28 protein-coding genes are annotated in these 26,284 nt (G+C 65.4%); 11 read left to right on the top strand and 17 right to left on the bottom strand.

Annotated elements, in window-relative coordinates; translation table 11 throughout:
- Nucleotides 1-25 precede the first annotated feature (25 nt).
- Complete coding sequence (locus ACYQ4T_RS03545; RefSeq protein WP_459850898.1) at nucleotides 26-2,260, top strand: ATP-dependent helicase; 2,235 nt, start codon at nucleotides 26-28, stop codon at nucleotides 2,258-2,260.
- Between the two features lie 149 nt (nucleotides 2,261-2,409).
- Here ACYQ4T_RS03545 and ACYQ4T_RS03550 read toward each other — a convergent pair whose 3' ends face one another.
- A complete protein-coding gene (locus ACYQ4T_RS03550) occupies nucleotides 2,410-2,649 on the bottom strand; it encodes an endonuclease domain-containing protein (protein ID WP_459852028.1) in 240 nt (79 codons plus the stop codon).
- Nucleotides 2,650-2,823: 174 nt separating this feature from the next.
- On the opposite strand from ACYQ4T_RS03550, the gene ACYQ4T_RS03555 reads away from it, so the two are divergent.
- The gene (locus tag ACYQ4T_RS03555) at nucleotides 2,824-3,543 is read left to right on the top strand and encodes a DNA-3-methyladenine glycosylase I (RefSeq protein WP_459850899.1); all 720 of its coding nucleotides are present in this window, start codon (nucleotides 2,824-2,826) and stop codon (nucleotides 3,541-3,543) included.
- Here the strand turns inward: ACYQ4T_RS03555 and ACYQ4T_RS03560 are convergent.
- The 4 genes from ACYQ4T_RS03560 to ACYQ4T_RS03575 form a co-directional block, all read right to left on the bottom strand.
- Nucleotides 3,525-3,872 carry a cupin domain-containing protein gene (locus ACYQ4T_RS03560; RefSeq protein ID WP_459850900.1) on the bottom strand — a complete coding sequence of 116 codons (348 nt, stop codon included), beginning with the start codon at nucleotides 3,870-3,872 and terminating at the stop codon, nucleotides 3,525-3,527. The genes ACYQ4T_RS03555 and ACYQ4T_RS03560 overlap by 19 nt on opposite strands.
- 5 nt (nucleotides 3,873-3,877) lie before the next feature.
- Complete coding sequence (locus tag ACYQ4T_RS03565; RefSeq protein ID WP_459850901.1) at nucleotides 3,878-4,810, bottom strand: tetratricopeptide repeat protein; 933 nt, start codon at nucleotides 4,808-4,810, stop codon at nucleotides 3,878-3,880.
- A gap of 179 nt (nucleotides 4,811-4,989) precedes the next feature.
- On the bottom strand, nucleotides 4,990-5,289 hold the full coding sequence (locus ACYQ4T_RS03570; RefSeq protein WP_459850902.1) for a hypothetical protein: 300 nt from the start codon (nucleotides 5,287-5,289) through the stop codon (nucleotides 4,990-4,992).
- Nucleotides 5,290-5,447: 158 nt separating this feature from the next.
- Nucleotides 5,448-7,070: a 5-guanidino-2-oxopentanoate decarboxylase gene (locus tag ACYQ4T_RS03575; protein WP_459850903.1), complete on the bottom strand. Its 1,623-nt coding sequence runs from the start codon at nucleotides 7,068-7,070 to the stop codon at nucleotides 5,448-5,450.
- Between the two features lie 104 nt (nucleotides 7,071-7,174).
- Here ACYQ4T_RS03575 and ACYQ4T_RS03580 point away from each other — a divergent pair, with 104 nt between their 5' ends.
- A complete protein-coding gene (locus tag ACYQ4T_RS03580) occupies nucleotides 7,175-8,062 on the top strand; it encodes an AEC family transporter (protein WP_459850904.1) in 888 nt (295 codons plus the stop codon).
- Here the strand turns inward: ACYQ4T_RS03580 and ACYQ4T_RS03585 are convergent, their stop codons facing one another.
- Complete coding sequence (locus tag ACYQ4T_RS03585; protein ID WP_459850905.1) at nucleotides 8,063-8,662, bottom strand: hypothetical protein; 600 nt, start codon at nucleotides 8,660-8,662, stop codon at nucleotides 8,063-8,065.
- A 145-nt stretch (nucleotides 8,663-8,807) separates the two neighbouring features.
- Here ACYQ4T_RS03585 and ACYQ4T_RS03590 point away from each other — a divergent pair, with 145 nt between their 5' ends.
- Nucleotides 8,808-9,638, top strand: coding sequence for a maleate cis-trans isomerase family protein (locus tag ACYQ4T_RS03590; RefSeq protein WP_459850906.1), 831 nt, complete (start codon nucleotides 8,808-8,810; stop codon nucleotides 9,636-9,638).
- A gap of 3 nt (nucleotides 9,639-9,641) precedes the next feature.
- Here ACYQ4T_RS03590 and ACYQ4T_RS03595 read toward each other — a convergent pair whose 3' ends face one another.
- Nucleotides 9,642-10,271 carry a helix-turn-helix transcriptional regulator gene (locus tag ACYQ4T_RS03595; RefSeq protein ID WP_459850907.1) on the bottom strand — a complete coding sequence of 210 codons (630 nt, stop codon included), beginning with the start codon at nucleotides 10,269-10,271 and terminating at the stop codon, nucleotides 9,642-9,644.
- A 164-nt stretch (nucleotides 10,272-10,435) separates the two neighbouring features.
- On the opposite strand from ACYQ4T_RS03595, the gene ACYQ4T_RS03600 reads away from it, so the two are divergent.
- Nucleotides 10,436-11,086 (top strand): hypothetical protein, encoded by a 651-nt coding sequence (locus ACYQ4T_RS03600; protein WP_459850908.1) that lies wholly within the window; start codon nucleotides 10,436-10,438, stop codon nucleotides 11,084-11,086.
- A 34-nt stretch (nucleotides 11,087-11,120) separates the two neighbouring features.
- Here the strand turns inward: ACYQ4T_RS03600 and ACYQ4T_RS03605 are convergent, their stop codons facing one another.
- On the bottom strand, nucleotides 11,121-12,371 hold the full coding sequence (locus ACYQ4T_RS03605) for a D-amino acid dehydrogenase (protein ID WP_459850909.1): 1,251 nt from the start codon (nucleotides 12,369-12,371) through the stop codon (nucleotides 11,121-11,123).
- Nucleotides 12,372-12,482: 111 nt separating this feature from the next.
- Between ACYQ4T_RS03605 and ACYQ4T_RS03610 the strand changes: the two genes are divergently transcribed.
- A complete protein-coding gene (locus tag ACYQ4T_RS03610; RefSeq protein WP_459850910.1) occupies nucleotides 12,483-12,950 on the top strand; it encodes a hypothetical protein in 468 nt (155 codons plus the stop codon).
- Between the two features lie 94 nt (nucleotides 12,951-13,044).
- Here the strand turns inward: ACYQ4T_RS03610 and ACYQ4T_RS03615 are convergent, their stop codons facing one another.
- The 3 genes from ACYQ4T_RS03615 to ACYQ4T_RS03625 are packed head-to-tail and all read right to left on the bottom strand — an operon-like array spanning nucleotide 13,045 to nucleotide 15,658.
- Nucleotides 13,045-13,596, bottom strand: a complete 552-nt coding sequence (locus ACYQ4T_RS03615; protein ID WP_459850911.1) for a glycine cleavage system transcriptional repressor — start codon at nucleotides 13,594-13,596, stop codon at nucleotides 13,045-13,047.
- Nucleotides 13,589-14,776 carry an NAD(P)/FAD-dependent oxidoreductase gene (locus ACYQ4T_RS03620; RefSeq protein WP_459850912.1) on the bottom strand — a complete coding sequence of 396 codons (1,188 nt, stop codon included), beginning with the start codon at nucleotides 14,774-14,776 and terminating at the stop codon, nucleotides 13,589-13,591. The genes ACYQ4T_RS03615 and ACYQ4T_RS03620 overlap by 8 nt, the downstream gene beginning before the upstream one ends.
- Nucleotides 14,777-14,779: 3 nt before the next feature.
- Nucleotides 14,780-15,658, bottom strand: coding sequence for an SMP-30/gluconolactonase/LRE family protein (locus ACYQ4T_RS03625; RefSeq protein WP_459850913.1), 879 nt, complete (start codon nucleotides 15,656-15,658; stop codon nucleotides 14,780-14,782).
- A 119-nt stretch (nucleotides 15,659-15,777) separates the two neighbouring features.
- Here ACYQ4T_RS03625 and ACYQ4T_RS03630 point away from each other — a divergent pair, with 119 nt between their 5' ends.
- From ACYQ4T_RS03630 to ACYQ4T_RS03640, 3 genes are all read left to right on the top strand, one after another.
- Nucleotides 15,778-16,275, top strand: coding sequence for a GreA/GreB family elongation factor (locus ACYQ4T_RS03630; protein WP_459850914.1), 498 nt, complete (start codon nucleotides 15,778-15,780; stop codon nucleotides 16,273-16,275).
- A gap of 95 nt (nucleotides 16,276-16,370) precedes the next feature.
- Nucleotides 16,371-16,919, top strand: a complete 549-nt coding sequence (locus ACYQ4T_RS03635; RefSeq protein WP_459850915.1) for an NUDIX hydrolase — start codon at nucleotides 16,371-16,373, stop codon at nucleotides 16,917-16,919.
- 91 nt (nucleotides 16,920-17,010) lie between these two features.
- On the top strand, nucleotides 17,011-19,374 hold the full coding sequence (locus tag ACYQ4T_RS03640; RefSeq protein ID WP_459850916.1) for a DUF1989 domain-containing protein: 2,364 nt from the start codon (nucleotides 17,011-17,013) through the stop codon (nucleotides 19,372-19,374).
- Between the two features lie 19 nt (nucleotides 19,375-19,393).
- Here the strand turns inward: ACYQ4T_RS03640 and ACYQ4T_RS03645 are convergent, their stop codons facing one another.
- The 5 genes from ACYQ4T_RS03645 to ACYQ4T_RS03665 form a co-directional block, all read right to left on the bottom strand.
- Nucleotides 19,394-19,819 (bottom strand): STAS/SEC14 domain-containing protein, encoded by a 426-nt coding sequence (locus ACYQ4T_RS03645; RefSeq protein ID WP_459850917.1) that lies wholly within the window; start codon nucleotides 19,817-19,819, stop codon nucleotides 19,394-19,396.
- A gap of 87 nt (nucleotides 19,820-19,906) precedes the next feature.
- Nucleotides 19,907-20,608 carry a PAS domain-containing protein gene (locus ACYQ4T_RS03650; protein ID WP_459850918.1) on the bottom strand — a complete coding sequence of 234 codons (702 nt, stop codon included), beginning with the start codon at nucleotides 20,606-20,608 and terminating at the stop codon, nucleotides 19,907-19,909.
- Nucleotides 20,609-20,747: 139 nt separating this feature from the next.
- Nucleotides 20,748-22,124 carry an NAD(P)-binding domain-containing protein gene (locus tag ACYQ4T_RS03655; RefSeq protein WP_459850919.1) on the bottom strand — a complete coding sequence of 459 codons (1,377 nt, stop codon included), beginning with the start codon at nucleotides 22,122-22,124 and terminating at the stop codon, nucleotides 20,748-20,750.
- Between the two features lie 294 nt (nucleotides 22,125-22,418).
- Nucleotides 22,419-22,898, bottom strand: a complete 480-nt coding sequence (locus tag ACYQ4T_RS03660; RefSeq protein WP_459850920.1) for a flavin reductase family protein — start codon at nucleotides 22,896-22,898, stop codon at nucleotides 22,419-22,421.
- Between the two features lie 166 nt (nucleotides 22,899-23,064).
- Entirely contained in the window at nucleotides 23,065-23,391 is a 327-nt protein-coding gene (locus tag ACYQ4T_RS03665; protein ID WP_459850921.1) for a cold-shock protein, read from the bottom strand.
- A 400-nt stretch (nucleotides 23,392-23,791) separates the two neighbouring features.
- Between ACYQ4T_RS03665 and ACYQ4T_RS03670 the strand changes: the two genes are divergently transcribed.
- Entirely contained in the window at nucleotides 23,792-24,172 is a 381-nt protein-coding gene (locus tag ACYQ4T_RS03670) for a hypothetical protein (RefSeq protein WP_459850922.1), read from the top strand.
- A 6-nt stretch (nucleotides 24,173-24,178) separates the two neighbouring features.
- Nucleotides 24,179-25,054, top strand: a complete 876-nt coding sequence (locus ACYQ4T_RS03675) for an alpha/beta hydrolase (protein WP_459850923.1) — start codon at nucleotides 24,179-24,181, stop codon at nucleotides 25,052-25,054.
- Here ACYQ4T_RS03675 and ACYQ4T_RS03680 read toward each other — a convergent pair.
- Complete coding sequence (locus ACYQ4T_RS03680; protein ID WP_459850924.1) at nucleotides 25,000-26,220, bottom strand: EAL domain-containing protein; 1,221 nt, start codon at nucleotides 26,218-26,220, stop codon at nucleotides 25,000-25,002. The two genes, ACYQ4T_RS03675 and ACYQ4T_RS03680, sit on opposite strands and share 55 nt — an antisense overlap.
- Nucleotides 26,221-26,284 lie beyond the last annotated feature (64 nt).

Raw genomic sequence — 26,284 nt, forward strand, 5'->3', positions numbered from 1 at the left:
TAAGGCCGATATGAACGACCCAGCGATGAACGAATCCAGCGATTTATCGGCACCCTATCTGGCCGGCCTCAACGCGCCGCAGCGCGACGCCGTGCTGACCACCGAGGGTCCGGTACTGGTCCTCTCCGGCGCCGGCACCGGCAAGACCCGGGTGTTGACGACCCGGCTCGCGCATATTCTTCTGACCCGGCAAGCCTGGCCGAGCCAGATTCTCGCCGTCACCTTCACCAACAAGGCGGCGAACGAGATGAAGGGCCGCATCTCCGGCATCCTCGGCCGCCCGGTCGAGGGCTGGTGGCTCGGCACCTTCCATTCGCTCGCCGCGCGGATCCTCAGGATACATGCCGAGCAAGTCGGGCTGAAATCCAACTTCACCATCCTCGACACCGACGACCAGCTGCGCCTCATCAAGCAGCTGATCCAGGCGGAGAACCTCGACGCGCAGAAATGGCCCTCGCGCGTGGTGCTCGGCATCATCGAGCGCTGGAAGGACCGTGGCTTGACCCCGGAGCGGGTGACGCGGGCCGAGCAGGCCGAGGCGGCGTCGGGCCGCATCCTCGACATCTACCGCGACTACCAGGCGCGGCTCGCGACCTTGAATGCCTGCGATTTCGGCGACCTGCTGCTGCACAATATCGAGCTGTTCCAGAAGCACCCCGAGGTGCTGCAGAAGTACCAGCAGCAGTTCAAATACATCCTGGTGGACGAATACCAGGACACCAACGTCGCGCAGTATCTCTGGCTGCGGCTCCTGGCGCAGGGCCATCGCAATCTCTGCGTGGTGGGCGACGACGACCAGTCGGTCTACGGCTGGCGCGGCGCAGAGGTCGAGAACATCCTGAAGTTCGAGCAGGATTTCCCCGGCGCGAAGGTGATCCGGCTCGAGCAGAATTACCGCTCGACCCCGCATATCCTCGCGGCGGCTTCCGGCCTCATCGCCAAGAATGCCGGCCGGCTCGGCAAGACGCTCTGGACCGAGCGGGCCGAGGGCGAGAAGGTGCGCCTGACTTCCGCCTGGGACGGCGAGGAGGAGGCGCGCCAGATCGGCGAGGAGATCGAGGCGCTGCAGCGCAAGGGGCACAGCCTGCGCGAGGTCGCGATCCTGGTCCGCGCCGGCTTCCAGACCCGCGAGTTCGAGGAACGCTTCATCACCCTCGGGATTCCCTATCGGGTGATCGGCGGCCCCCGCTTCTATGAGCGGCTGGAGATCCGCGACGCGCTGGCCTATCTGCGCATCGTCAACCAGCCGGATGACGGCCTCGCCTTCGAGCGCATCGTCAACACCCCGCGCCGCGGCATCGGCGACAGCACGGTGCGCCGGCTGCACGACCTTGCCCGCGCGCAGAACATCTCGATCACGGAAGCCGCGCGCCGCATCGTCGAGACCGACGAGCTGAAGCCCGCGGCGCGCCGGTCGCTCTTCGGGCTGATGCAGGACCTCGCGCGCTGGCGCGGTCTCGCCGAGACCATGGACCACGGCGAGCTGGCTGAGATCGTGCTCGACGAATCCGGCTATACCGAGATGTGGAAGCAGGACAAGTCGATCGAGGCGCCCGGCCGGCTGGAGAACCTGAAAGAGCTCATCCACGCGATGGAGGAGTTCGAGAATCTCGGCGGCTTCCTCGAGCATGTCTCGCTGGTGATGGAGAATGTCGAGGCGGGCGATCGCGACCAGCTCACGATCATGACCCTGCACGGCGCCAAGGGGCTGGAGTTCGACATCGTCTTCCTGCCGGGCTGGGAGGAGGGACTGTTTCCCTCGCAGCGCACCCTCGACGAGAACGGCCTCAAAGGGCTGGAGGAGGAGCGGCGGCTCGCCTATGTCGGCCTGACGCGGGCGCGCAAGATCGCCTACGTGAGCTTTGCCGCCAACCGCCGGGTCCATAATCAGTGGCAGAACGCCTTGCCCTCGCGCTTTCTCGCAGAGCTGCCGCCGGAGAACATCGAGCGCCGCGAGGATCAGACCTTCCACCGCGGCCAGAGCCGGATGTTCAACACCGGACTCTCGGAGGGCCGCTGGAGCGGCGCCTCCTACATGCAGCGCACGGCGCGGCGGGCGCCACCGACCATCGAAGCCACGGCCGTGGTCGCCGCCGAAAGTCCGGGCCGCTATGCGAGCGGCGCCAAGGTGTTTCACCAGAAATTCGGCTACGGCGCCGTGGTCAGCGCCGAGGGCGACAAGCTGGAAATCGACTTCGACAAGGCCGGCCGCAAGAAGGTGATGGCCGGCTTCGTCGTGCCCGCGCATGAGGCCGGATAAGAATCTCCCTCCCCCGTCTTCGGGGGAGGGTTGGGAAGGGGGTGCCGCAGACTCGGCCCTGCGAAACCTCAGAGCTCGATCTTCGGCGCCTTCAGGGCACGCACGATCGTCTCGAGCACGCCGTCCAGGTTGTCGAACACTTCGTTGTTCTAGAACCGGAGCACGCGGTAGCCGTTCGCTTCGAGCCATGCCCGGCGCTTCAACTCACACTCAGTGATCTCCGCATGCTGGCCGCCGTCGAGTTCAATCACGAGGCGTTCCTTCAGGCAGCAGAAATCAACGACGTATGATTTGAGTTCGACCTGCTTACGGAACTGATGCTCGGAAATCTGGCGGCGGCGGATGCGGTACCAGAGGTGCTTCTCGGCCTCGGTCATATCCTTGCGCAGACGTCAAGCTAGGTCTCGTGTGGCCGGTCCGGTTCTGATTTGGAAAGGTTCGTGCTGCTTCATGCATATCCCCCGCAGCGAGTCTGGGGCACCCCCTCCCCAACCCTCCCCCGAAAACGGGGGAGGGACTAGTCTATGCGTGTGATTGCCGTGCAATCAAATCGAGTCTTGCGATTGAAGCTTCGTCCTTTCAAACAGATTTTCGACCTCGCCGCTGCCCGCAAAGGCGGCCGCGCCGCGCTGAACAAGCTGCTCGCCGAAACCAAACCGCGCCCGCCGCGCGCCGTAGCCAGGCTCGGCGACGACCGCGTGCTGGCGGCGATGACCCGCACGGTCTTTGCCGGCGGCTTCGGCTGGCACATCATCGACGGCAAATGGCCGGGCTTCGAGACGGCGTTCGGCGGGTTCGACCCCCATGCCTGCGCCTTCCTGAACGATGAGCAGCTCGATGCCCTGATGCGCGACCGCTGCATCATCCGCAGCCCGCAGAAGATCATGGGCGTGCCGAAGAACGCCCGCTTCGTGCTCGACCTCGCCGCCGAGCATGGCAGCGCCGCGCGCTTCTTCGCGCCCTGGCCGGACCAGAGCGTGATCGATCTCATCGCCATCATCCGCCAGCGCGGCGTCGGCTTCGGCTTCGAGAATGCGGCGCGCTTCCTGCGCGCGATCGGCAAGCCCGCCTTCATCAATTCGCCCGACGTGCTGGCGGCGCTGGTCCGGGAAGGAGTCTTGGAACGACCCTCATCCGGCAAGAAGGCGCTGGTGCAGATTCAGGCGGCGCTCAACCACTGGTCGGCGGAGAGCGGCCACGACCTCACCACGCTGAGCCGCGTTCTGGCGATGAGCGGCGGCAGATTGCCGACGAAGCCGCGCGGCTATTTGAGCAGGATGTAGACCTTGCGCACGGTCTCGTGGATGTCCCAGATGCCCATGCTCATGGCCGGGAAGTAGAGCGTGTCGCCGGCCGCGATCTCGATGCGCTGGCCGTCGTCGGCGGTGAAGGTGCAACGACCGGCGAGGAAGTGGGTGAACTCGGCCTCCTTGACCTGCCGGCGCCAGCGGCCGGGCGAGCATTCCCAGATGCCGTAATCCGGCTCGCCTTGCCGCGTGCCGGCCTTGCCGCGCAGCTGGGCGATAAGATCGCCGACGGGCTCCTTCACCGGACCCCAGTCTTCGAGATCGCCCGCGGCGAGCTGCGCGGGCTGCTTGATGTGGTGGATCATGATGCTCAGAACTCGGGGACGGGGTAGATGGGATCGGCCGGCGGCGTCGCGCCGCTGGTCGAAGGCTTCGGCGCGACCGGCTGCGTCGTTGCCGGCGTGGTGGTCGCCGGAAGCGTGGTAGACGGCAGCTTGGGCGCAGCCGTGGTCGGCGTAGTGGTCGCCGGCAGCGTCGTCACCGGTCGGGGCGCTGCCGGCAGCGCCGGCTGCAACTCCATTTCCGGCAGCTGGGGCTCGGTGGTGACCGGTGTGGTAGCCGGCGCAGTCATCAGCGGCGCCGAAGTGATCGGCGCTGTGTCGGGCGGCACGTTCTGCAGCGGATCGGCGGCGCCGACCGGCGCCGGCTCTGTCGTCGAGACGGCATCCGGCAGGTGATCGATCGACTCCGCCTCGTTCGGCTGCACCGACGAGGTCTCCGGCTGCAGCAGCAGGCTCTCGGCCTTGGCGAAGGCGATGTCGTCCTTGGTCAGCGTCCTGCCGATCTCGTCGCGGACCTGCTTCACCTTTGCCAGGGCTTGCTTGTCGCTCATATACTGGGCGGCGAGGTTCAGCCAGACGAAGGCCTCGCGCCGGTCCTTGGCGACGCCCTGGCCGCCGAGATACATGACCGAGAGGCCGACCATGGAATCGGCATAGCCCTGCCGGGCGGAGGCGCGATACCACTTCAGCGCCTTGGCATAGTCGTTCGCGCCGACATAGCCGTAGTGGTAGAAGCCGGCGAGTTCGTATTGCGCGGCCGGGTCGCCTTCGGTGGCGAGGGGGATGAGGATCTTCAGCGCCTCGAACTGGCGGTCTTCGGCGACCAGCTTCTTCACCGTGTTCATGTCGGGCGGCGGATCCGACGAGCAGGCGGCGAGATTGAAGGCAAGGAGCAGCGCCGCCAGAACCGGCAGGACTCTGCCGAGGCGGGCGCTCGCGGGAAGAGGGAGCGATCGAATCATTTGACGCCGAATCCGTTGCGCGACTGCAAAAGCCCGCCGGCGCCCGGATCCGCTGGGAATCCCCGGTCGCGACAGGTCGCGCACTATCCCCTTGCCCGCCCCGCGGCGTCAATCCACGGCGGGCCGAGATTCCAGAAAAGCTTTAGAAATCAGACGGGTTGGTGAGACCGGTCACGACTTCAGTTCTTCTGGTCCATGAAATTGAATTCGCCATTCCGGACGCTCTTGGCGAGGTCCTCGACGAACTCCGCGGTGGTAGCCGCGCCGTGCTTGCGGACCAGGGCGAACAGGGCGGCCGAAATCGACATCGTGCCGACCACGTCGAACTCGATGCCGCGGCTGCCCGCGTCTTCCCAGAACTTGTTGAACATGTCGAAGCACAGCTTGCGCTGCTCTTCGTTGGTGAGCGGCTCATCCTCGATGTCGAGCCGCCGCGCGAGGGCGGTATCCATAGCCATCTCCTTCGGTTCTTTGGCCATGTATCCCTCCGCAATGCCCATGCCAGCACCAACCCACTATAGATGGGGCCGTGACTCGGATTCAGCGCCCGAAAAGGTAAAATCTGGTTAAGGAGTCCGGCGCTTTTGGCCGCGGCAAACTGTCAGTCGGAATCTTTTGCCGGTCACGCCGGGCCGCCTCAGTTCAGGAAGGGCGAATCCTCGCGCACCTCGATCAAGGTCGGCCCCTTGGCCGTGAACGCTTCGCGCAAGGCCGCCTCGATCCCTTCGAGGCTGTCCGGCCGGACCGCGCGAATGCCGTAGGCGGCGGCGAGGGTCTGGAAATCGGGGTTCTTCTGCTTCACCGCGATCTCCGGAATCCCGACATCGCGCATGTTCTGGGCAATCTGGCCGAAGGCATCGTTGTTCCAGATCAGGATCGGCAAGGGCAGGCCGAGCTCCGCGGCGGTGCCGAGTTCCTGGACCGTGAACAGAAAGCCGCCGTCGCCGCAGACCGCGACCACGGCGCGGTCCGGGCAGGCGATCTTGGCGCCGATCGCCGCCGGCATGGCATAGCCCAATGTGCCGAAGCCGCAGGGGTGGAACCAGCAGCGCGGCTCCTCGCAGGGGAAATAGGGATTGGCGCTGTAGGCGATCTGGGTCATGTCGCTGACCACGATGCCGTCCCTGGGCAGCGCAGCGCGCAGGGCATCCAGCACCTTGGCATGCTTGCGCTGCAGCGGGGTCCAGCCGTCCTTCACCGCCTGATGCACCGCGGCGATCCGATCGCGGTCCGGCTTGCGGCCCGGCTTGATCAGGCTCGTCAGCGCTTCCAGGGTCGCCCCGGCATCGGCCTCGATGGCGACGGTGGGCTGGTAGTCGCGGGTGAGGGTGAAAGGGTCGAGATCGATGCGGATGATCTTGCCCGGGATCTCCAGGCGATCGACCCAGCTATCCGTCTCGGAGAGCTCGGTGCCGACCGCGATCACCACATCGGCGTCTTTGAGCACCTGCTGCACCGGTTCAGCCAGCAAGGCGGAGGGCAAAGCCTGCGGATGCGAGGCGGGGATGACGCCCTTGCCCGCGGTGGTGGTCACGCCGATCGCCCCTGATTTCTCCAGGAAGGCGCGCACCGCCGGCGCGCAATCCACCGTGCCGCCGCCGGCCAGCAGGAGCGGCTGCCTGGCGCCGTCGATCAGCTTGGCCGCGTCCTCGAGATCGGCCGGCTTCGCTTTCGGCCGCGGCGCCCGGACCCGCGGCGGATGGCCGACATCGGCCGGCGCGCCCAGCACGTCCAGCGGAAATTCCAGCACCACCGGGCGTGGCCGCTTGGATTCGAACACCGCGAAGGCATCGGCAACCGCCTTGGCCATCTCCTGGTCGTCCATCACGGTGCGGGTGAAGGCGGTCAAGGGCGCGATCGCGGCGCGCTGGTCGGTGATCTCATGCAGGCGCCCGCGGCCCTTGCCGAGGTCGGGCTTCGCGTTGACGCTGCAAAGGACCAGGACGGGCACGGAATCCGAGAAGGCCTGGCCCAGCGGCGTCGCCGCGTTCATCAAACCGGGTCCCGTGATCAGGCAGCAGACCCCCGGCTTGCCGGAGGCGCGGGCATAGCCGTCGGCGATGAAACCCGCGCCTTGCTCATGGCGCACGCCGACATGGCGCATCCGCCGGTCGGCGATGCCGCGATAGAACTCCAGCGTGTGGACGCCGGGGATGCCGAATACCGTATCGACGCCATAGGTCTCGAGCAGGCTGATGATGGCGTGGCCGCCCAGCTGGTTGACCCGGGTTTGCGTCCCGGCGGTCTCTTGTGCAGTCATGTGCGATTTCCAACCCGAAGATTCTTGTTGCGGCGCCTGGAAAAGCGCGCGATTTGAGGCGGCATCTTAGCCCGGCCGGTTCAGCCCGGGCAAGGCGAGGGGGAATGCTCCAACAGCTTGCCGCGGTCATCCTGCCGGTCGTCGTCATCGCCGGGATCGGCTACGCCTGGTCTCGCCTGAAGCGGCCGTTCGACAACGCGCTGGTAACCCAGCTGGTCTCGATGATCGGCTCGCCCTGCCTGGTGGCGAGCGCGCTCACCAGCCTGCATGTCGAGCCGGAATCCCTCGGCGTCATGGCGCTGGCGACGATCCTGGTCTTCTCCGGGATGTTCGTGCTGGGCTTCGCCGTGCTGCGGTTCATGAAGCTGCCGATGCATTCCTATCTGCCCGCGGTGGTGTTCTCCAATGCCGGCAACATGGGGCTGCCGCTGGCGTTGTTCGCCTTCGGCGATTCCGGCCTCGCACTCGCCGTGGTCTACTTCGCCTTCTCCGCCACCCTGCAGTTCACCGCTGGAATGTCGATCGCCGCGGGCACCGCGAGCGTCAAGCATCTGGTGAAGATGCCGGTGATCTATGCCGTCGGTGCGTCTTTCGCGGTGATCGTCACCGGCATCGCGGTTCCGACCTTCATCGCCAACACCCTGCAGATCCTGGGCGGGCTCACCATTCCGCTGATGCTGCTGGCGCTCGGAGTCTCCCTGGGGAGCCTTCGGGTACGGTCCCTGCCGCGCAACCTCTTCCTGTCGCTGGTGCGGATGATCGGCGGTTTCGCCATCTCGTTCCTGGTCGCCTGGGCGCTCGATCTGTCGCCGATGGCGCGCGGCGTGCTGCTGATCCAGGCCTCGATGCCGGTTGCGGTCTTCAACTATCTCTTCGCGCAGTATTACAACCGCCGGCCGGAAGACGTGGCGGCGATGGTGATCATCTCGACCTTGCTGTCATTCGGAACGCTGCCGTTCCTGATCTACTACGTGCTCGCGACGGCACAGTAGCTATTGCACGGGAGCAGGCGTCACCGTCTTGCCGACCGCGCCGATCAGGGCGCCGATCATCTCGTTGCCGGCCTGCTCGACATCGAGATTGGGGTCGTTGCGCATCGCCGTGCCGCGCCAGACATAGAGACCGGTGTTGCGGTCGTAGATCGAAACATTGATCCGGTAGACCCGATCCGCCGAGCCGATCGGCTGCTGCGGGTTCAGCAGGCTGTTCTGGCTGGTCGAGAACAGCCGGGCCCGGACCTCGGCCTCGTCGTTGTTGGCGTGCGCCTGCCCGAAGGGATCGTCCTGCTTCTGGCCGCGGATCAGGTCGGATTCGATCACCATCACCAGCGGGGCCTGGTCCTGCGCGGCATAACCCTGATGGGCGAGTTCGGACTGCACCCGCTCGATCGCGCCCTGGCTGAGCTCGTCATCGGCCTGCACCTCGAAGATCGAGCCGGCGGGAATCGGCGCGTAGTCCACCGCCTGGATGCTCGGCCCGGGCGCGGGCTGCGATGCTGCGGCCTGGGCCAGGGCCTCGCCCGAGGCGAGGCTCACGGCTGCGGCCAGCGCAAAGGCGCCGACGAAAGGAAAACGGCGGGGTATCAGGGTCATGGGGGAGGCAAATCGCGACATGGGCCACCTACGCATTTCGCGATGACCGCGGGTTCAGCGGAAGCTACAGTAACCAATATGGAGTGGAGGCTGCGGTTCCACAACGGGCCTTTGGTGCACCATACCATTGTATAGGGAGTCCGGCATGGCGGATTCAACGGTACTCGAGCGCAATACAGCCACGCGACGGGCCCAAGACGGACCCCTGGGTGATGGTTTGCTGGTCAATCGTCAAAACCTGCCCTTCACCATGGACCAGGGCATCGCGCATCGCGCGGCCATCGGCGTGATCGTGCTGGCGACCGACCAGACGATCGAGCATGAATACCGCAAGATCTTCCAGATCGACGGCGTCGCGCTCTACCAGAGCCGGATCGCCAATGAAGCCGAGATCAACCCGACGACGCTGGCCCGGATGGAGGCCGGCATGACCGAGGCCGCGGCGGTGATCCGTCCCGGCGTGCCGATGGACGTCGTCGCCTATGGCTGCACCTCCGGCACCGTGGTGATCGGCGAGGAGAATGTGTTTCGGCGCATCCACGAGGCCTGGCCGCAGGCGAAATGCACCACGCCGATCACCGGCGCCATCGCCGGCTTCAAGGCGATGGGGGTGAAGCGCATCGCCCTGCTCACGCCCTATATCGATTCGGTGAACCGGCTGTTCCGCAAGTTCGTGCAGGATCGCGGCATCGAGGTGCCGGTGATCGGCTCGTTCAACCACGAGAACGACAACGAGGTGGCGAGGATCAGCGGCGATTCGATCCGCCGCGCCGCGCTGGAACTGGGCCGTCATCCTTCGGTCGATGCGGTCTTCGTCTCCTGCACCAGCATCCGCCTGGCGGAAACGGCGCGTGATCTGGAGGCCGAGCTCGGCAAGCCGGTGACTTCCTCCAACCACGCCATGGCCTGGCATGCCCTGCGCCTCGCCGGGATCAACGAGCCGATGCCGCAATGGGGCCGGCTCTACACGGTCTGACGGCTACTTGCTCTGAAAGCGGAAGCGGCAGACGTGCTGGCCGCGGGCCATGCATTCGACATGCTCGACCTTGGCGTTGGCGAATTTTTCCATGAAGCCGAGGTCGAACTCGCAGATCTCCGGATGCGCCGCCGCCAACTGGTGGAAGATGCAGTTATGCGCGACCAGCTCGCGGCCGCGGCCCTGCAGCGCGTCCTCCGTCTCGTAACCCAGGCCGCCCATCGCGCTGGCCAGTTCGCCGAGCCGTTCCTGCAGCGGGGCCGTCGCTGCCGAGCGCCGGTGCAGCGCGGTTGCCACCCCGGCGCCGACCGTGTGCAGCCTGGTCGCGAGCCCGTCCTTGCCGAGCTCTTCCTTCAGCAGGCCGACCAGCAGGTCGGCGAACCAGGAATAGCGCCGCGCGAACTGCTCCTGGCCCGCCTCGGTCAGCACATAGAGCACCTGTGGCCTTCCGCCAGTCGAGCGGGTGCCACCGCGCGCGACATGCCCGTCGCGCTCCAGGACGGCGAGGTGCTGGCGCACGGCGGTGCGCGTGACGTTCACCGCCTCGCCCAGGGCATCGATGGTCAGGCCGCCCTTGTTCTTCAGCAGGGCAGCCATCAGGCTCGATCGCGTATCGCCGAAATTGGCCATCATGGTCTTCTCGCTGCGCCGGACAGTTCGGAACATAGCCTCGCGCGGCGCCTGCGACGACTGATATCACAGTTTAGTGATTAAAAACATAAAAAGATGTCAAAAGTGATTTAACGATCTAGCCTCCAGGGGTCCGCTGCTTGAAGCGGATCCCACAGGAGGAACCGATGAAACACCACACTTCGCTCTTTGCCGCCTTTCTGACTGCCGGCCTGCTGGCCCTGTCCAGCGCCCAGGCCGAGACGATGCATATGGAAATGCCGACCCCGCCCGAGGGCTCGGCGAAGGTCGTCGCGACCGACGCCGCGCTACGCAATCTCTGGGTCAATCACATCTTCTGGGTCCGCAACGTCGTGACCGCGACCCTGGCGAAGAATGCGGCAGCGGCGAAGGTTGCCGAGGAAGAGGTGGTCGCCAATGCGCGTGGCATCGCCGACGCGATCAAGCCGTTCTACGGCGACCAGGCCGGCGACGCCCTGTTCGGGCTTCTTGCCGGCCATTACGGCGCGATCAAGACTTACCTCACCGCGACCGCCGCCGGCGACAGGGCCGGGCAGCAGAAGGCGACCGAGAATCTGCTCGCCAATGCCGACCAGATCGCGACCTTCCTGAGCGGCGCCAATCCCAACCTGCCGAGGGACGCAGTGCTCGGCCTGCTGCAGGCCCATGGCGGGCATCACATCGACCAGATCCAAGAGCTCAAGGCCAAGCAGTATGCCGAGGAGGCCAAGACCTGGGCCGAGATGCAGGCCCATATGTATGTCATCGCCGATGCGCTGGCCGGTGCCATCGCCAAGCAGTTTCCGGAGAAGTTCTGACGAGGGAACGGCCGGGCGCGAGGCCCGGCCGTTCTCAATACCGCGACAGCAGGAAGGGCGTGTCGTCGATCTCGGGCTGCTTGCCGAGCATGCGATCCACGACAAGCCGGCTGGAGCCGCAGGCCATGGTCCAGCCGATATGGCCGTGGCCGGTGTTGAGCCAGAGATTGGAAATCCCGCAGGGGCCCATGATCGGCGGACCGTCCGGTGTCATCGGGCGCAAGCAAGCCCAGTATTCCGGCCGGTCGAAGGCGGCGGCGCGCGGGAAGAGCTCGCGCGCCACTTTGAGCATGTGGACGAAGTCGCTCGGGCCGAAGCTGGTGTCATAGCCGGCGAAGTCCGCGGTCGCGGTCAGGCGCAGCCGGTCGCCCAGCCGGGCGAAGGCGACGAGATTGGCTTCATCGACGCCGAAATGCGCTGGGGCCGCCTCGCTGTCGGCGATCGGCAGGGTGACCGAATAGCCCTTCACCGGATAGATCGGCATCTTCAGGCCGATCGGACGGGTCAGCAGCGGGCTGTAGCTGCCGAGCGCCAGCACATAGGCGTCGCCCTGAACACGGCCCGCATCGGTCTCCACGCCGGTGATGCGGTCGCCGCTGCGCTCGATCCTCGTGATGGTCGCGCCGAGCTTGAAGGTGACCCCGCGCTGCTTGCAGGATTCGGCGAGGGCGAGGGTGAACTTCCGCGCGTCGCCGGATTCGTCATAGGGCGTGTGGATGGCGCCGGCGAAGCGGCCCTTCACATGGGCCAGCGACGGCTCGAAGCCCGCCAACTCCTCGGCCTCGAGTGTCTTGGCTTCGACGCCTTCATCGGCCAGCAGCTTGAAGTTCGCCTTGCCGGCGCGGAAGTGATCCGGATCGCGGTAGAGATAGAGGGCACCCGATTGCGAGCGATCCCAGGTAATGCCGGTCTCGGCGGTAACCTCGGCAGTCTGCGCCAGGCTGTAAGAGCAGAGCCGGACCTTGATCACGGTGCTCGCGCGGTTCTTCTCCGCGCTGCAATTGGCCAGGAACTTCAGGCCCCAGGCCCACATCCCGGGATCGAATTTAAGCCGCCAGCGCAGCGCGGTGTCGCTGCGCCAAAGCGATTTCAAGAGGATCATCGGCGCCCGCGGGCTGGCCCAGGCATAGGCATGGCCCGGCGTCAGCAGGCCAGCGTTGGCGAAAGAGGTCTCGCGTGCCGGCTCCTTCTGCCGGTCGATCACCGTGACCTGATGGCCTTCGCGCGCGAGGTAATGGGCGGTGGTGACGCCGAGCAGCCCGGCACCGAGGACGACGACATGCATGCGGGAACCTTGGGGAACTTCCGGGAACCAATGGGCTTGTTGACGGCTTCATAAGCTTGCCATAATTCGGGACGATTGAATATGCGGGGCAGGCCATTGGAGCGTTCGACGATGAAGAAGACCCTTCCTACTGCAACCGCGATTCTGCTGGCGACGCTGTTCCTATCGGGCGGCGCGGCCCAGGCGCAGTCGACGAGCACGCCGCTCTCGGTGCCGGAAATCCAGCAATGCCTCTGCCTGCAGCCCCGGCTGCAGCCGCTCCAGGATGCCTGGCTGGAGAAACAACGCGCCTATGACGAGCAACAGGCGCAGCTCGCCACGGTGGACAAGGAAGTGATCGCCCAGCGCCAGAAGCTCGACCCCAACGACGTGGTCGGGCAGCAGGTCCTGAAGGACCTGCTGGCGCAGCAGCAGGGCCTGCGCGATGCAATCAGCGCGCGCTACCTTCCGGAGGTCAACCAGGCGCGTGAGGCCTATAACGCGGCGGTGACGCAGTATAACGGCCTCTGCACCCGGCCGCGCTATTCCGGCGACGAAGCCGCGGCGCGGGCGACACCACTCGCTTGCCCGGCGCCGTAGTATTTTCGCGTCATGCCCGGGCTTGACCCGGGCATCTGCACCCAGGCGGTCTCGACCAGATGCGCGGATCAAGTCCGCGCATGACGATGAGGAATCAGGCTTCCTTGGACCACTGGCATTTGAGGTTCATCTGGCCGGCGGTGTTCGCCACGGTGGCGAGGCAGGCATCCGCCTTATCCGCTGGTACCCAGATCGCCATGCGCAGCAGGAAGCGGGCGCCGCTGGCGCCTTCGAGGCTCTCGGAATTCAGCCAGACGATGTTGGCGCCGAAGCCGGAGAAGGCTTCCGAGAGGCGGGCAATCAGGCCCGGGCTGTCGTCGCCGGTGATCTCGATGCGATGGGTGATGCGGGCGCGCTCGTCATGGCTGCCGCGATAGCCGAACGGCGTCACGGTCAGCTTCGCGTCCTTGAGCTCGGGCAGCGACTTCAATTCGCGCTCGAGCTCGGCGAGCGACAGGCGATCCGGCAGCTTCGCCAGCAAGGTGAGCTCGGCGCCGCCGCCCAATACTGCGAAGGCGGTGTCGCCGAGATTGATCTCCAGGTCGTAGAGACGGCCGGTGACGCCGGCAACCAGACCCGGCCGGTCCTCGCAAAGGATCGAGATCAGCGCGATCGACAACGGCGGTGTGACCCTCTGCTTAGACAACGTTGGCTTCCTTGATCAGCGCGCCGTTGAGCACGCGATTATAGGAAAGCCGGCTCAAGTCCAGCGTCCGGTACTGGCCGAACACGATCAGCTCGCTCAAGGCGCGGCCGATCGCCGGGCTCTGCTGGAGACCATGCCCGGAAAAGCCGTTGGCGAAGAAGAAGTTCGGGACCTGCGGCGCCGGCCCGATCAGCACGTTCTGATCGAGCACGTTGTAGTCATAATGCCCGGCCCAGGCCCGGATCAGCTTGATCGCCTCGAACATCGGGACTCTGTGCGCAAGCGTCGGCCAGATCAATTCTTCAAAAGGACGATAATCGAGCTCGAAATCCAGGCAGTCCGGGTCGTCCCAGTCCTCCGGCGAGACGCCGCAGATGAAGTTCGAGCCCTCGGGCCGGAACCAGACGCCCGAGGGATCGATGGTGAGCGGCATGGTCTCGTTTTCGACCTCCTCGCGGCAGTCGAAGACATAGACGTAACGCTTCCGGGGATGCACCGGCAGGTCGATCCCGGCATAGCCGGCGATGGTGCGGGCGTGATAGCCGGCGGAGTTGACCACGGCGGCGCAACTGATGCGGCCGCCTTCCTTCAGTTTCACCGCGGAGATCTTTGCGCCCGAGAAGTCGAAGCCGACCGCCTCATCCTGGATATAGGTGACGTCGAGCGACCGGGCCTTGCGCTTGAAGGCCTGCAGCAGGGAATAGGGATCGATCCAGCCTTCGTTCGCCGGGCCGAAGGTGGCGCCAGCGAGATCGGCGGTGTTGATCCAGGGGAAGCGGCTCTCCAACTCCTTCGGCGTCCACAGCAGGGTGCCGGCGCCCTGCTCGTGCTGCAGGCGGTGGTTGGCGACCAGCGTCTTCAACCCGGCATGGGTCGCGAGGAACAGATAGCCGTTCTCATGGAAATTGATCGCCGGCTTGTCGTTGCCGACCGCGAGATGCTGCTCGATCGACTTGTAGAACGAAGCCGCGAAGGCGGAGATCTGCACGTTCTCCGGCGTAGAGAATTGCTGGCGCACGCCGCCGGCCGAGCGCGGCGTCGCCGCGTCGGTATAGGTCGCGTCCTTTTCGATGACCGCGATCTTGCCGTCGAAATCCGGCTGGCTCGCCAGGAAATAGGCGGTCGAAGATCCGATCACGCCGCCGCCGACGATGACGACGTCAAATGTGCCTTCAGTCATGATCTAGCCGTTGAACTCCGCATCGAGCAGGCCTTTTACGCCAGGCTCGCATACAAACAGGCTTCCCGAGAGCGGCGCCTCGCGCAGCTGGTCGTCGGAGAGGCCGTCGCTGGCGCTGGTGATGAATAGCTGGTCCATGCGCGGGCCGCCGAAGCAGACCGAGGTCGGCCGCGGCACGGGGACTTTCAGCACCCGGTCGATCTCGCCGTTCTGGGCATAGCGGGTGACGCTCCAGCCGTCCCAGTTGCAGCACCAGAGATAGCCTTCGGAATCGACCGTCATGCCGTCCGGGAATCCCGCATCCGGGCTGCAGCGCACGAAGCTCTTGCGCTCGCCGATCAGGCCGGTGTCGAGGTCGACGTTGTAGCAATAGATTTCCTGGGCGAAGCTGTCGGTGAAATAGGCGGTACGCCCGTCGGGCGAGAAGGCGGGGCCGTTGGAGCAGATGATGCCGCTGTCGATCCGCCGGACCCGGCGCTGACCCTGGCCCTCGATCAGGTAGAGGCTGCCGCTCTGGCGGGTCTCGCCGATATCCGCGGTGCCGCTCCACAACCGCCCCTTGGGATCGCATTTCGCGTCGTTGAAGGCGTTGCCGGCGTCGGATTCCGGATTGACCAGCAGATTGCGATGGCCGGTGCTGCTGAGGTCGTGCACGCCCTCGGCGTCGACCACGATCATGCGGCCGTCGCGGGCAAAGACCATGCCGCCGATGGTCTTGCCGAGCGCCGCCGGGACCTGCCGGTTCTGCCGGGTGATGACGTCGAAGCAATAGATCGCCGGCGCCTTGAGGTCGATCCAATAGAGGGAATTTTCCCGCGGCCGCCAGATCGGTCCCTCGCCCAGGACCGACCGCTTCTCCAAAAGACATCGCACTTCGGTCATGGGAGCCCCCTCCGCCCCGAAAATTGACGCCTTTTCAAGGATTTGGTCGCGGGCGGATAACCTTTGACCTTGTCCTGGAATAAGGCAACTCTAAATAACAGAGGGAGGGAGTGAGCAGGATGAGCAGAGCTTTCGTCAAGGAAAACGAAGATCAGGTCCCGGAATTGCCGGAGCGGCCGCAAAGCCCGCATCCGAACTTCGTGACGCCGCGCGGTTTGGCCCAGCTCAAGCAGCAGCTGGCTGATCTGGAAGATGACCGTCACCGTCACCAAACCGAGCAGAACCTGCTCGACAAGGAAGCGCTGCAAGTCATCGAGCGCGACATTCGCTATGTCCAGGAGCGCATCACCCGCGCCATCCCCGTGGACTACGACCAGCAGCCGAAGGACCAGGTCGATTTCGGCGCCATCGTCGAGACCGAGGACGAGAACGGCACCAAGCGCAAGTTCGAGATCGTCGGCGAGGACGAGGCCGATCCCAATGTCGGGAAGCTCTCTTGGGTTTCGCCGCTCGCCCTGGCGCTCAAGGACGCCAAGGCCGGCGACACCGTGATCTGGAAGCGCCCGGCCGGCGACCTCGAGCTGGAGATCCGCTCGATCCGCTATCCGACGGAATAGAATTCTCCGACAATCGGTCGCGAAAGGTCGCCGCCGCGCAACCCAGGGACGCCGGCCGGCTTGCTGCTGAAACACAATCGCCACAAACTGGACTCATGGCGAAGGCGCAAAAGAAAACCAAGGTGAAGCGGGCCAAGTCGGCCAAGAAGAAGGTCGCAAAGCGCCCGGTGCGGCCTGGTGCGGCGCGGCCATTGCCGCGGCATCGCCAATATGGCGCCCTGGCCTTGCGCGTCGGCGCGCGCGACCAGCTCGAGGTCTTGCTTCTGACCTCGCGCGGGACCGGGCGATGGGTCATCCCCAAGGGCTGGCCGATGCGCAACCGCACCCCGGCGGGTACCGCGCGGCGCGAAGCCTTCGAGGAGGCCGGCGTCAAGGGCGAGCTCTGGTCGAAAAAGCCGATCGGCAGCTTCCGCTATATGAAGCGCGATGAGACTTTCACCGGCGAGATCCTGGTCCAGGTCTTCGTGCTCGGGGTGGAGCAGCAAAAGAAGAACTGGCCGGAAAAGGACCAGCGGCGGGTCCGCTGGTACTCGCTTCGGCAGGCCGCGGCCCTCGTCAAGGAGCGTGAGCTGGCGAGATTGCTGCGGAACATCCCCAAGCTTCTGTTCGGGCCGAAATCGGTGCGCGCCCGCCGGAAGAAGTGAGCGCGCCCTTCTCCAATTTCCAGGTTGTGAACCACTCACCAATAGCGGTATGGTTTTGGCCTGAAAATGGTTCCGCCAAGGGGTTGCCCCAATGACGGTTCTGCTGCCTAGACCGCGCTTCCGCGAGCCCGGCCTGCCGCGCCTCGACCCCGGGGTCGAGCGATACCGCCTGGCCGGCCTGGGCGGGCTCATCCTGCATCTCTCCGCCGGCGACCGGGTCGAGATTGTCGATCGCGAGGGACGGCAGGCCTGCGCTGTTGCCGCCTTCGGCCCCGGCGGGCGCCCCGATTTAGCAGCACTGGGCCTGAAGGCAGACGGCGATGCCCCGGAGATCACTGGCGGCATCAACCGTCTGCTGCAGGGTGACGGCGAGAATGGCGCCGAGATCGCGCGCAGCCTGCGGGCCCGCGGCATTCCGCTCGGCATCGACCAGGCGGCGCTCCTGCTCGGCGGAGGAAGACCCGGGGACAGCGCATCGCTCAGGGCCGAGCGCGATGTCGATGTGGTGTTCCATGCCCCGGGGCCGGAGCGGCTCGGCGAAAGCGATCTGCCGGCAACCGATCTTTCCGTCATCCTGCATCGCGCGCGCATCGTCGCCGGCGGCGAGATTCCGCTGCCCGAGCCCCTGGGCGACGTCGTCGCCGAGTTCCGGGTCAACCGCTGCACCGCGCTGTCCTACGAAGTGAAGGAAGGCCAGTTCATCCAGGTGATCGACGTCGCCGGGCGGCAATGCTCGGACTTCCTGGCCTTCGACGCCAAGCGCCTGCAACAGGGCGTCGAGCGCGGCCTCGACATGACGACGACGCGCACGCTGCTGGGCATGATCTATCCGGGACCGGGCCTCGCCTCGAAATTCTTCGATGTCGACATGCAGCCGCTGGTCGAGGTGGTGCGCGACACCGTCGGGCGGCATGACACCTTTGGCTTGGCCTGCACCAACCGCTTCTATGAAGACGCCGGCTATCCGGGCCATCCCAGCTGCTCCGACAACTTCAACAAGGCGCTGGAAAACTACGGCCTCGCCACGCGGCCGGGCTGGCAGGCGGTCAACCTCTTCTACAACACCGGCATCAGCGCGCAGAACGCGATCTTCCTGGACGATCCCTGGTCGCGGCCCGGCGACTACGTGCTGATGAAGGCGATGAAGGACCTGGTCTGCGGCTCCTCCGCTTGTCCCGACGACATCGACGCGACCAATGCCTGGAATCCGACCGACATCCATGTCCGCATCTACGCGGCCCAGAACAGCTTCTCAAGAGCGGTGGCCTTTCGCATGACACCCGATGCCGAACCGAGACTGACGCGCGAGAGCGGCTTCTATCCGCGCATGTCCGAGCTCACCCGCAACTTCACCGAATACCGCGGCTTCTGGCTGCCCAACCGCTTCAACAACGCCGGACCGGTTGCCGAATACTGGGCCTGCCGCGAGAAGGCGGCGGTGATGGACCTCTCGCCCTTGCGCAAGTTCGAGGTGCTGGGCGCCGATGCCGAGGATCTGCTGCAGGCCGCCTGCACCCGCAACATCCGCAAGCTCTCCGACGGGCAGGTGGTCTACACCGCCATGTGCTACGACCATGGCGGCATGCTGGACGACGCGACGGTGTTCCGCCTGGGCACCGACCGCTACCGATTGATCGGCGGCGACGAATATGACGGCGTCTGGCTGCGCGAACTCGCCGAGCGCCGCGGCTTGAAGCAGGTCTGGGTCAAATCCTCGACCGACCAGCTGCACAACATCGCGGTCCAGGGCCCGAAGAGCCGGGACATCCTGAAAGAGATCGTCTGGACGCCGCCGGCGCGGGCGCGGGTCGATGAGATCCAATGGTTCAACTTCACCGTGGGCCGGATCGGCGACTATAACGGCGTCGCCGTCGTGGTCTCGCGCACCGGCTACTCAGGAGAATTGGGCTACGAGATCTTCTGCCATCCGAAGGACGCGACGGCGGTCTGGGACGCGGTGATGAAGGCGGGCGAGCCGCACGGCCTGCAGCCGCTCGGTCTCGAAGCCCTCGACATGCTCCGCATCGAAGCCGGCCTGGTCTTCGCCAACTACGAGTTCAACGACCAGGTCGATCCCTTCGAAGCCGGGATCGGCTTTACCGTGGCCTTGAAGGGCAACGAGGACTTCGTCGGCCGCGAGGCCTTGCTGAAGCGCAAGGAGCATCCGCAACGGCAGCTGGTCGGCCTGGAGATCGAGGGCAAGGAGCCGGTCGGCCATGGCGCCTGCGTGCATCCCATTGGTTCGCAGGGCCGGGCGCAGGTCGGCGTCGTCACCAGCGGCTGCCGCTCGCCGCTCTTGCAGAAGAACATCGCGCTCTGCCGCATGGATGTGAGCGCCGCCGCGATCGGCACCGAGGTCGAGATCGGCAAGATCGACGGCCAGCAGAAGCGCCTGCCCGCCAAGGTCGTGCGCTTCCCCTTCTACGACCCGGACAAGCTGAAGCCGCGGAGCTGAACGCGGGAGCCGGGGCGCGTTAGTCCCTCTGCCGCAGCCATTGGATCGCGTTGTGAACGCCGGAGAACTGGCGGTGCTGCGACTTCGGGAACAGGACCGAGACCAGCTTCAGCAGCGCGGAGAACCAGGCGCTCTTGGTGACATAGGCGACCCGTGAAGGCCGGCCGGCTTCGCTCCCCCAGGGGATTAGGTCGGCGATCGCGTGGATCGCCGGCCACTCGACGCCGCCGGTGAAGTTCGAGAGATCGACCAGCGTCACCATGTTCGCCCGAACCGCGCCGGCCGCTATGGCCTCGCGGAAGCAGTCGACGATGCTTTCGTCGAGGGCTTCGCCGGCGACATCGACCCGCAGGAAGTTGCCGTCGATGCTGAGCGTCGCGCGGTTACCACCGTTCGAGCGGGTGAAGACGCGCACGGCCGCGGTGCTGTTGCTGTCAGCCTGCAATCTTAGAGTCTCCGCCCGCCCGCCGGTCCGAATATTGGGTTATGCTATGTCAGAATACTGACGCGGCGCGAACCGAACGGCAACCCGCTATTTCTTCTTGGCGACGTCGAGGGTCGATTGCAGGTCCTTGGTCAGATGCGTGATCTTCTCGGCCGATTCACCCGTGGCGGCGGCGAGCGACTTGATCTCCTGCGCGACCACGGCGAAGCCCTTGCCCATCTCGCCGGCCCGGGTCGCCTCGATGCGGGCGTTCAAGGCCAGCATCTTCAGGGCACCCAGCACCTTCAGGATATTGCCGGTGCTGGCAACGATCTGCTTGCTGACTTCGCCCAAGTGGTCGACCACTTGTCGGTTCTGCACTTCGAGCGCCTTGCGGTCGGCGATCGAGATGATGCAGCCTTCGAGGAACCTGAGCTCGCCGTTCTCGTCGAACACGCCGCCGCCGATCTCGTTGATCCAGACCGGCTTGCCGCCGCGGCTGACCAGCCGATAGTCGATGTCCCAGTTGGTCTTGCTCTCGAGCGCGGCCCCTACGGCCTTGTCCACCACCGAGAGATCGTCGGGATGGCAGATCGAGGTGAAGGCCCGGACGCGGTTGCCGATGAAGTCGCCGGCCGGATAGTCGGTCAGCGGCGTGATGCCATCGGTCATGTAGAGCATGGTGTAGGAGGCGTCGTTCTGGCAGCGGTAGAGGAAGCCGTTCATGCGCCGCGTGATGGAGAGCAGCGCGCCGAGCTCGGCTTCGGCGGCCGATTCGGGTATGGCGGTCTCCGGTGAGACGAAATTCATAGGCTCAGGGCTCCGCTGGTTGCGGGCGAAAGCCGCAACCGCGGCCTCGGCCGTCAAGTCTGCGAGAATCTATCGGCGCTCGATTAATAAAACCTTGCGCGCTAGCAACCCAAAGTTCGCGAACCGGCGTCCGGCTCCTTCACTTCGCAGCGGTCATCTTTCCAGCCGGCGAGCCGGACTCGTTGAGGTAGCTCTCCAGCGAGTCATCCATCGCCTTCAGCCAGGGCGTATGGTGCTTCGGCGACATCTTGCCGGTCATGATCGACTTATAGGCATTGTCGCGGAAGCCCATGATGTTCTCGGCCTTGTGGTGCTCCCATTCCATGAAGGTCTTGTTCACCGCCTCGACGTCGAAGCTCGGGTAGTCGGTGAGGTCGATCAGCTCCTTCACGTAGTCGCCCTGGAACCAGATGCAGGCCTCGGCGTCGGCCAGCGTTTCCTCGCGGGCGCGCCAGGCGGCGCTGTTCTTCTGCATCTCCTCGCGCGAGGGCAGCTGCTGGCGGCCGAGGATGACATCGCGCGAGTACCAGGCCTGGGCGTCGAACATGTTGAAGGTGTAGAACTGGTCCTGCATGCCGATGTAGTGCAGTTTCGGGTTGGCCTCCCAGACCACGCCGCGATAGAGGTCGAGCGGCCACATCCGGTTCGCGGTCTTGAGCCGGAGCGAATCCGGCAGGAACGGGAAGTGGTGCAGGTAGCCGGTGCACAGGATGATCGCATCGACGTCCTTCGAGCTCCCGTCCTTGAAATAGGCGGTCTTGTTCTCGACCCGCTGCAGGAGGGGCTTCTCCTCCCAGTTCGCCGGCCACTTGAAGCCCATCGGCTTCGAGCGGTAGGAGCTGGTGATCGACTTGGCGCCATACTTGTAGCATTGCGAGCCGACATCTTCCGCCGAGTAGGAGCGGCCGATGATCAGGATGTCCTTGCCCTTGAACTCGACCGCGTCGCGGAAGTCGTGGCTGTGCAGGATGCGGCCGTTGAAGGTCTTGAAGCCGGGGAACTCGGGCACGTTCGGCACCGAGAAATGCCCGCTGGCGACCACGACATGGTCGAACTCCTCCGAGGAGAGCTTGTCGTTGACCAGATCGTGGGCGGTGACGGTGAAGCGGCCGGTCTTCTCGCTGTAATCGACCTCGCGCACCGGGGTGCGGAAGCGGACCCAGCCGCGCACACCGGCCTTCTCGACCCGGCCCTTGATGTAGTCCCAGAGCACCGCGCGCGGCGGATAGGAGGCGATCGGCCGGCCGAAATGCTCGTCGAAGGTATAGTCGGCGAATTCCAGGCATTCCTTCGGACCGTTGGACCAGAGGTAGCGGTACATCGAGCAATGGACCGGCTCGCCGAACTCGTCGAGGCCGGTGCGCCAGGAATAGTTCCAGAGCCCGCCCCAATCGTCCTGCTTCTCGTAGCAGACGACCTCCGGAATCTCGGCGCCCTTGGCGGCGGCGGAGGCGAAGGCACGGAGGACGGCGGTGCCCGACGGGCCGGCACCGATGACGGCAACTCGCTTCTTCATGACGGCTCTCCCTGTATGCGTTCGTGACCGAAACGACACCGACCGGGTTTCGTTGGCCCTACATCGCGGGAGAGGGCGGACCGCTCTGGCAGCGCTCGGCCTAAGCCTTGAAAAAACACTATCGGAGCAAAGCCGCGTTGTCCATGCGGATAAGGCCCAAAGCTGGGCAATTTACGACCAATTCTGTACCTTTCGGAGGTCGTCATTGCCGGGCTTGACCCGGCAATCTCGTGCAGGCCGGAGCCAGATGCCCGGATCAAGTCCGGGCATGACGATTGAATTTGAACGGGGCAGTTACGGATGCACTTTGCCGTAGTTGCCGCGGAAGTAGAGCAGGGGCTTGCCCTGGGGGTCGTGCATGAAGCGCAGCACCCGGCCGACGAAGATCAGGTGGTCGCCGCCGTCATGCACCGCGTGTGTGGCGCAGTCGAACACCGCCAGCGCATGCGAGAAGATCGGCGCGCCGCTTTCCCAGGTTTCGAAGGCGAGGCCCTGCCACTTGTCGGTCACGGCCTGGGCGAAGACCTGGCTGATGTCCTGCTGGTCGTCGCGCAGCACGTTGATCGCGAAGTTCCCGGCCTCCTCGAAGGAGCGCAGGCTGTAGGCTTGGCGGTTCAGGCTGAACAACACCAGCGGCGGATCGAGCGAGACCGAGTTGAAGGAGTTGGCGGTGAGGCCGAGCGGCTCTCCCGTTCGGCTGCGCGCGGTCACGATGGTGACGCCGGTGGCGAAATTGCCGAGGGCGTTGCGGAATTCGCGGGAGTCGAAGGCCATTCACCGGCTCTGCTGGGCGTCGATCAATCGGGTGGAATCGGCGGCGATGTTAGCCGGTTCGCCCTCTGTGACCAAGGGCGGTGCGCCAAGCGTGATGGAGTTGCGACGCAGTCGAGCGGCGCTTGCCGCGAGGAACGGCAAACGCCGCTTTCAAGCTGTTACGGGATCAGTGATCGTCGTGGCGCGAGCCGTGATCGCGGCGCGGACCGCCGCCGCCGCCGCCGAAGGGCCGGCGGTTGGTTGCGCGCGGCGTCGCCGTGCTGGTGTCCAGCGTGATCACTTTCAGAACCTGGATCCCCTTGCGGCCCTGCCCAACCTGGCAATGGATCGTGGAGCCTTCCGGCGCGTCCTGAAGGCCGGCTTCCTTCAGCGCGGAGATGTGCAGGAACACATCAGCCGTTCCGTCCGCCGGCGAAACAAAGCCAAAGCCCTTTTCCGGATTGAACCATTTGATCCGCCCCCGGAGCTCAGTACCACCCTGTTGGTCGTTCATTGTATTCACTCTACTCCCTGTCGATCCTCAGGCGCCTTCAGCATTGGCCCGATTTTTGTTGCGTTCGCCGAATGTGGAGTTGCCACAGGTCAGCATGGGCGTCGAACTGCGGAAAAGCAAGGGTCGGTTGACTTACGCAAATGGAACCCGACCCGCCCCCAGCCGGAGATCAGCGCCGCGCGCACAGAACCTGCGGCCTATCGATAGTTGCGATCACACTCAATAGTTTGATGTGGGATCCAGCGCAGCGAACAAGGTCTAGTAGGCGGCGCAGCCATCCCGGATCCAGAATGATGCTAAGATCGGGGCGAGGCACTTAACTTTCGGCCGGACCAGGGCAATGGCTGAGGCGCAAGCTCCCGAACGCTGTCGCGGCTCCTCCCAAAGGAGGTTCCACGCTTTGGCCTGTGCCGGCCTCGCCGGGTTGCTGCTGGCGGGAACGGCCGCGGCCGAGGAAAGCAAGTACCAGAAAGCCCGGCGCGAGCATCCGGAACTGTTCAAGCTCTATTACGACGAAACCGTGATGGCCTATTGCGGCCTCCTGACCCCGGAATCCGAGGCCGGCTTCCGGCTGGAGCGCGATGCGCTGCTGCAGGCGGATCCGCTGGGCGGGGAGGCGTTGCGCACCCTGCGCGTTGCCAGCGACATGGCCGCCGACTATGCCTACCAGGACTACGGGCTCAATGGGCAGAAGCGCTGGTGCAAGAGCGAAGGGCTCGAAGCGTATAATCGCTTCGTCACCCGCTACCGCGCGCAGCCCCCCGAGACGCAGAGCGAATAGAAGACCATGTGGACCGCGTTCCTGATCGTTCTTGTCGGCGTCTATCTCCTGCTTCTGCTGCTCCTCTTCGTCAAGCAGCGCGGCATCGTGTTCCGCCCGGATCCGGCCCCGGCCGATCTCGCCGCTGCCGGCCTGGCGGAGCAGATGCGCGAGGTCGCGATCAAGACGCGCGACGGGCTGACGCTCACCTCCTGGTGGGCGCCGCCGCTGCGCCCCGATCGCCGGGTCATCGTCTACCTGCACGGCAATGCCGGGCATCGCGGCGGCCGCGCCGACCGGGTCCGCGACTATCTCGCGGCGGGCTATGGCGTGCTGCTGGTCGGCTATCGCGGCTATGGCGGCAATCCCGGCCAGCCCACCGAGGCCGGCCTCTATGAGGATGCGCGCGCCAATCTCGCCTTCCTCGCGCAGGAGAAGGTTCGCCCCGAGCAGACCGTGCTGCTCGGCGAATCCCTCGGCACCGCGGTGGCGATCCAGATGGCGACCGAGTTCAGGGTCCTGGCGCTGATCCTGGAAGCGCCCTTGGCCTCGGTGCTGCATTCGGCGCGGGCGCGCTACCCGCTGTTCGCCTTCGACTTCCTGGTGCGCGACAAGTTCAACTCGCTCGCCAAGATCGGCAAGGTGAAGGTGCCGCTGCTGCTGATCCACGGCGAGAAGGACAAGACCACGGCGGTCCGCTTCGGGCGCATGGTCTACGACGCCGCCAACGAGCCGAAGCGCGCGCATTTCATCGCCGAGGCCGGGCATACCGACCTGATGGACCACGGCTTCGCGAAAGCGGTGACGGATTTTCTCGATGAAATTCCGGCGCCGGGCGAAACTGGCGATCAGCCGGCGCTGCGTGCTTTCACGGCTTCGCCGGCCATGCTCGACATCACCTGATCGGCGGTCAGTGGCCGGGCGAAGCGATAGCCCTGGCCGTAGATGCAGTGGAGCGCCCGCAGGGCGTCGGCCTGCTCCTTGGTCTCAATCCCCTCGGCGACCACCTTCAGATCCAAACCTTCGGCGAGGCCGACGATGGCCTTCACCACCGCCATGCTGCGATGGTCGATGATCATGGTCTCGACGAAGCTCTTGTCGATCTTCAATTCGTCCACCGGCAGGCGGTGCAGGTAGCCGAGACTGGAATAGCCGGTGCCGAAATCGTCGATCGAGACCCGGAAGCCCAGCTGCTTGCAGCGCTTGATCCAGGTGATGGCACCCTCGGTGTCGTCGATCAGGACGCTTTCCGTGAGCTCGATCTTGATCTGCTTCGGCTTCAGTCCAGAGGCCTCGGCGCCGGCGGCGAGGTCGTCGAGGAATTGCGGGTCGTGCAGGTAGTGCTTGGTGACGTTGACCGCGACGAACAGATCGCGCGACGGGCCGAAGGCGCGCTGGAAGGTGGCGAAGTGCTTCACCGCGGCCCCCACCACCCAATGCCCGATCGCGACCATGAGCCCGGCTTCCTCGGCGAGCTTCAGGAACTGGTCGGGGCCGACCGCGCCGCGCAGCGGGCTGTTCCACCGAATGAGCGCCTCGAAGCCCGCCAGCGTCTCGTCGGCGAGATAGACCAGCGGCTGGAAGTAGAGCTCGAACTCGTCCTTCGCCAAGGCCTGCTTCAGCTCGTTCTCGAGCCGGAGCTTGGCGACCGCGCGGCTGTGGCTGTCGGGGCCGGTGGCGAAGACGTCCAGCGACGGCATGCCGGTGTCGCTCCAGCCGGTGATGTTGCGGGCGTCGCCGCGATAGGAGCGCAGCACCGAGCGCAGCAGCAGCGCGACGATCTCGTCGCCGGAATTGACCCGGTGGCGGATCTGCTCCTGGCTGATCAGGATCAGCTCGCATTCGGTGACGGCAATGGCGTTTGCCGAGCGGGCGAAGCCGTCGAGTGCGGCCAGCTCGCCGAACAGCTCGCCCGGGCCCAGCACCGCGATCGGAACGCGCTGGTCGCCATTGCCGGAGGAGATCTCGATCTGGCCGCGCTCGATGATGAAGGCGTAGTCGCCGAGCTCGCCTTCATGGAAGATCTGGGCGCCGGCCGGATAGACGCGGCGGAAGATGCCCTGGGTCATGGCTCCGCCGCCGCTTTCGGAGATTGTCGACTCATGCCCCGGACTATAGGCCGCCCGCGGGGAT

The organism is Dongia sp. agr-C8 (assembly GCF_054658695.1).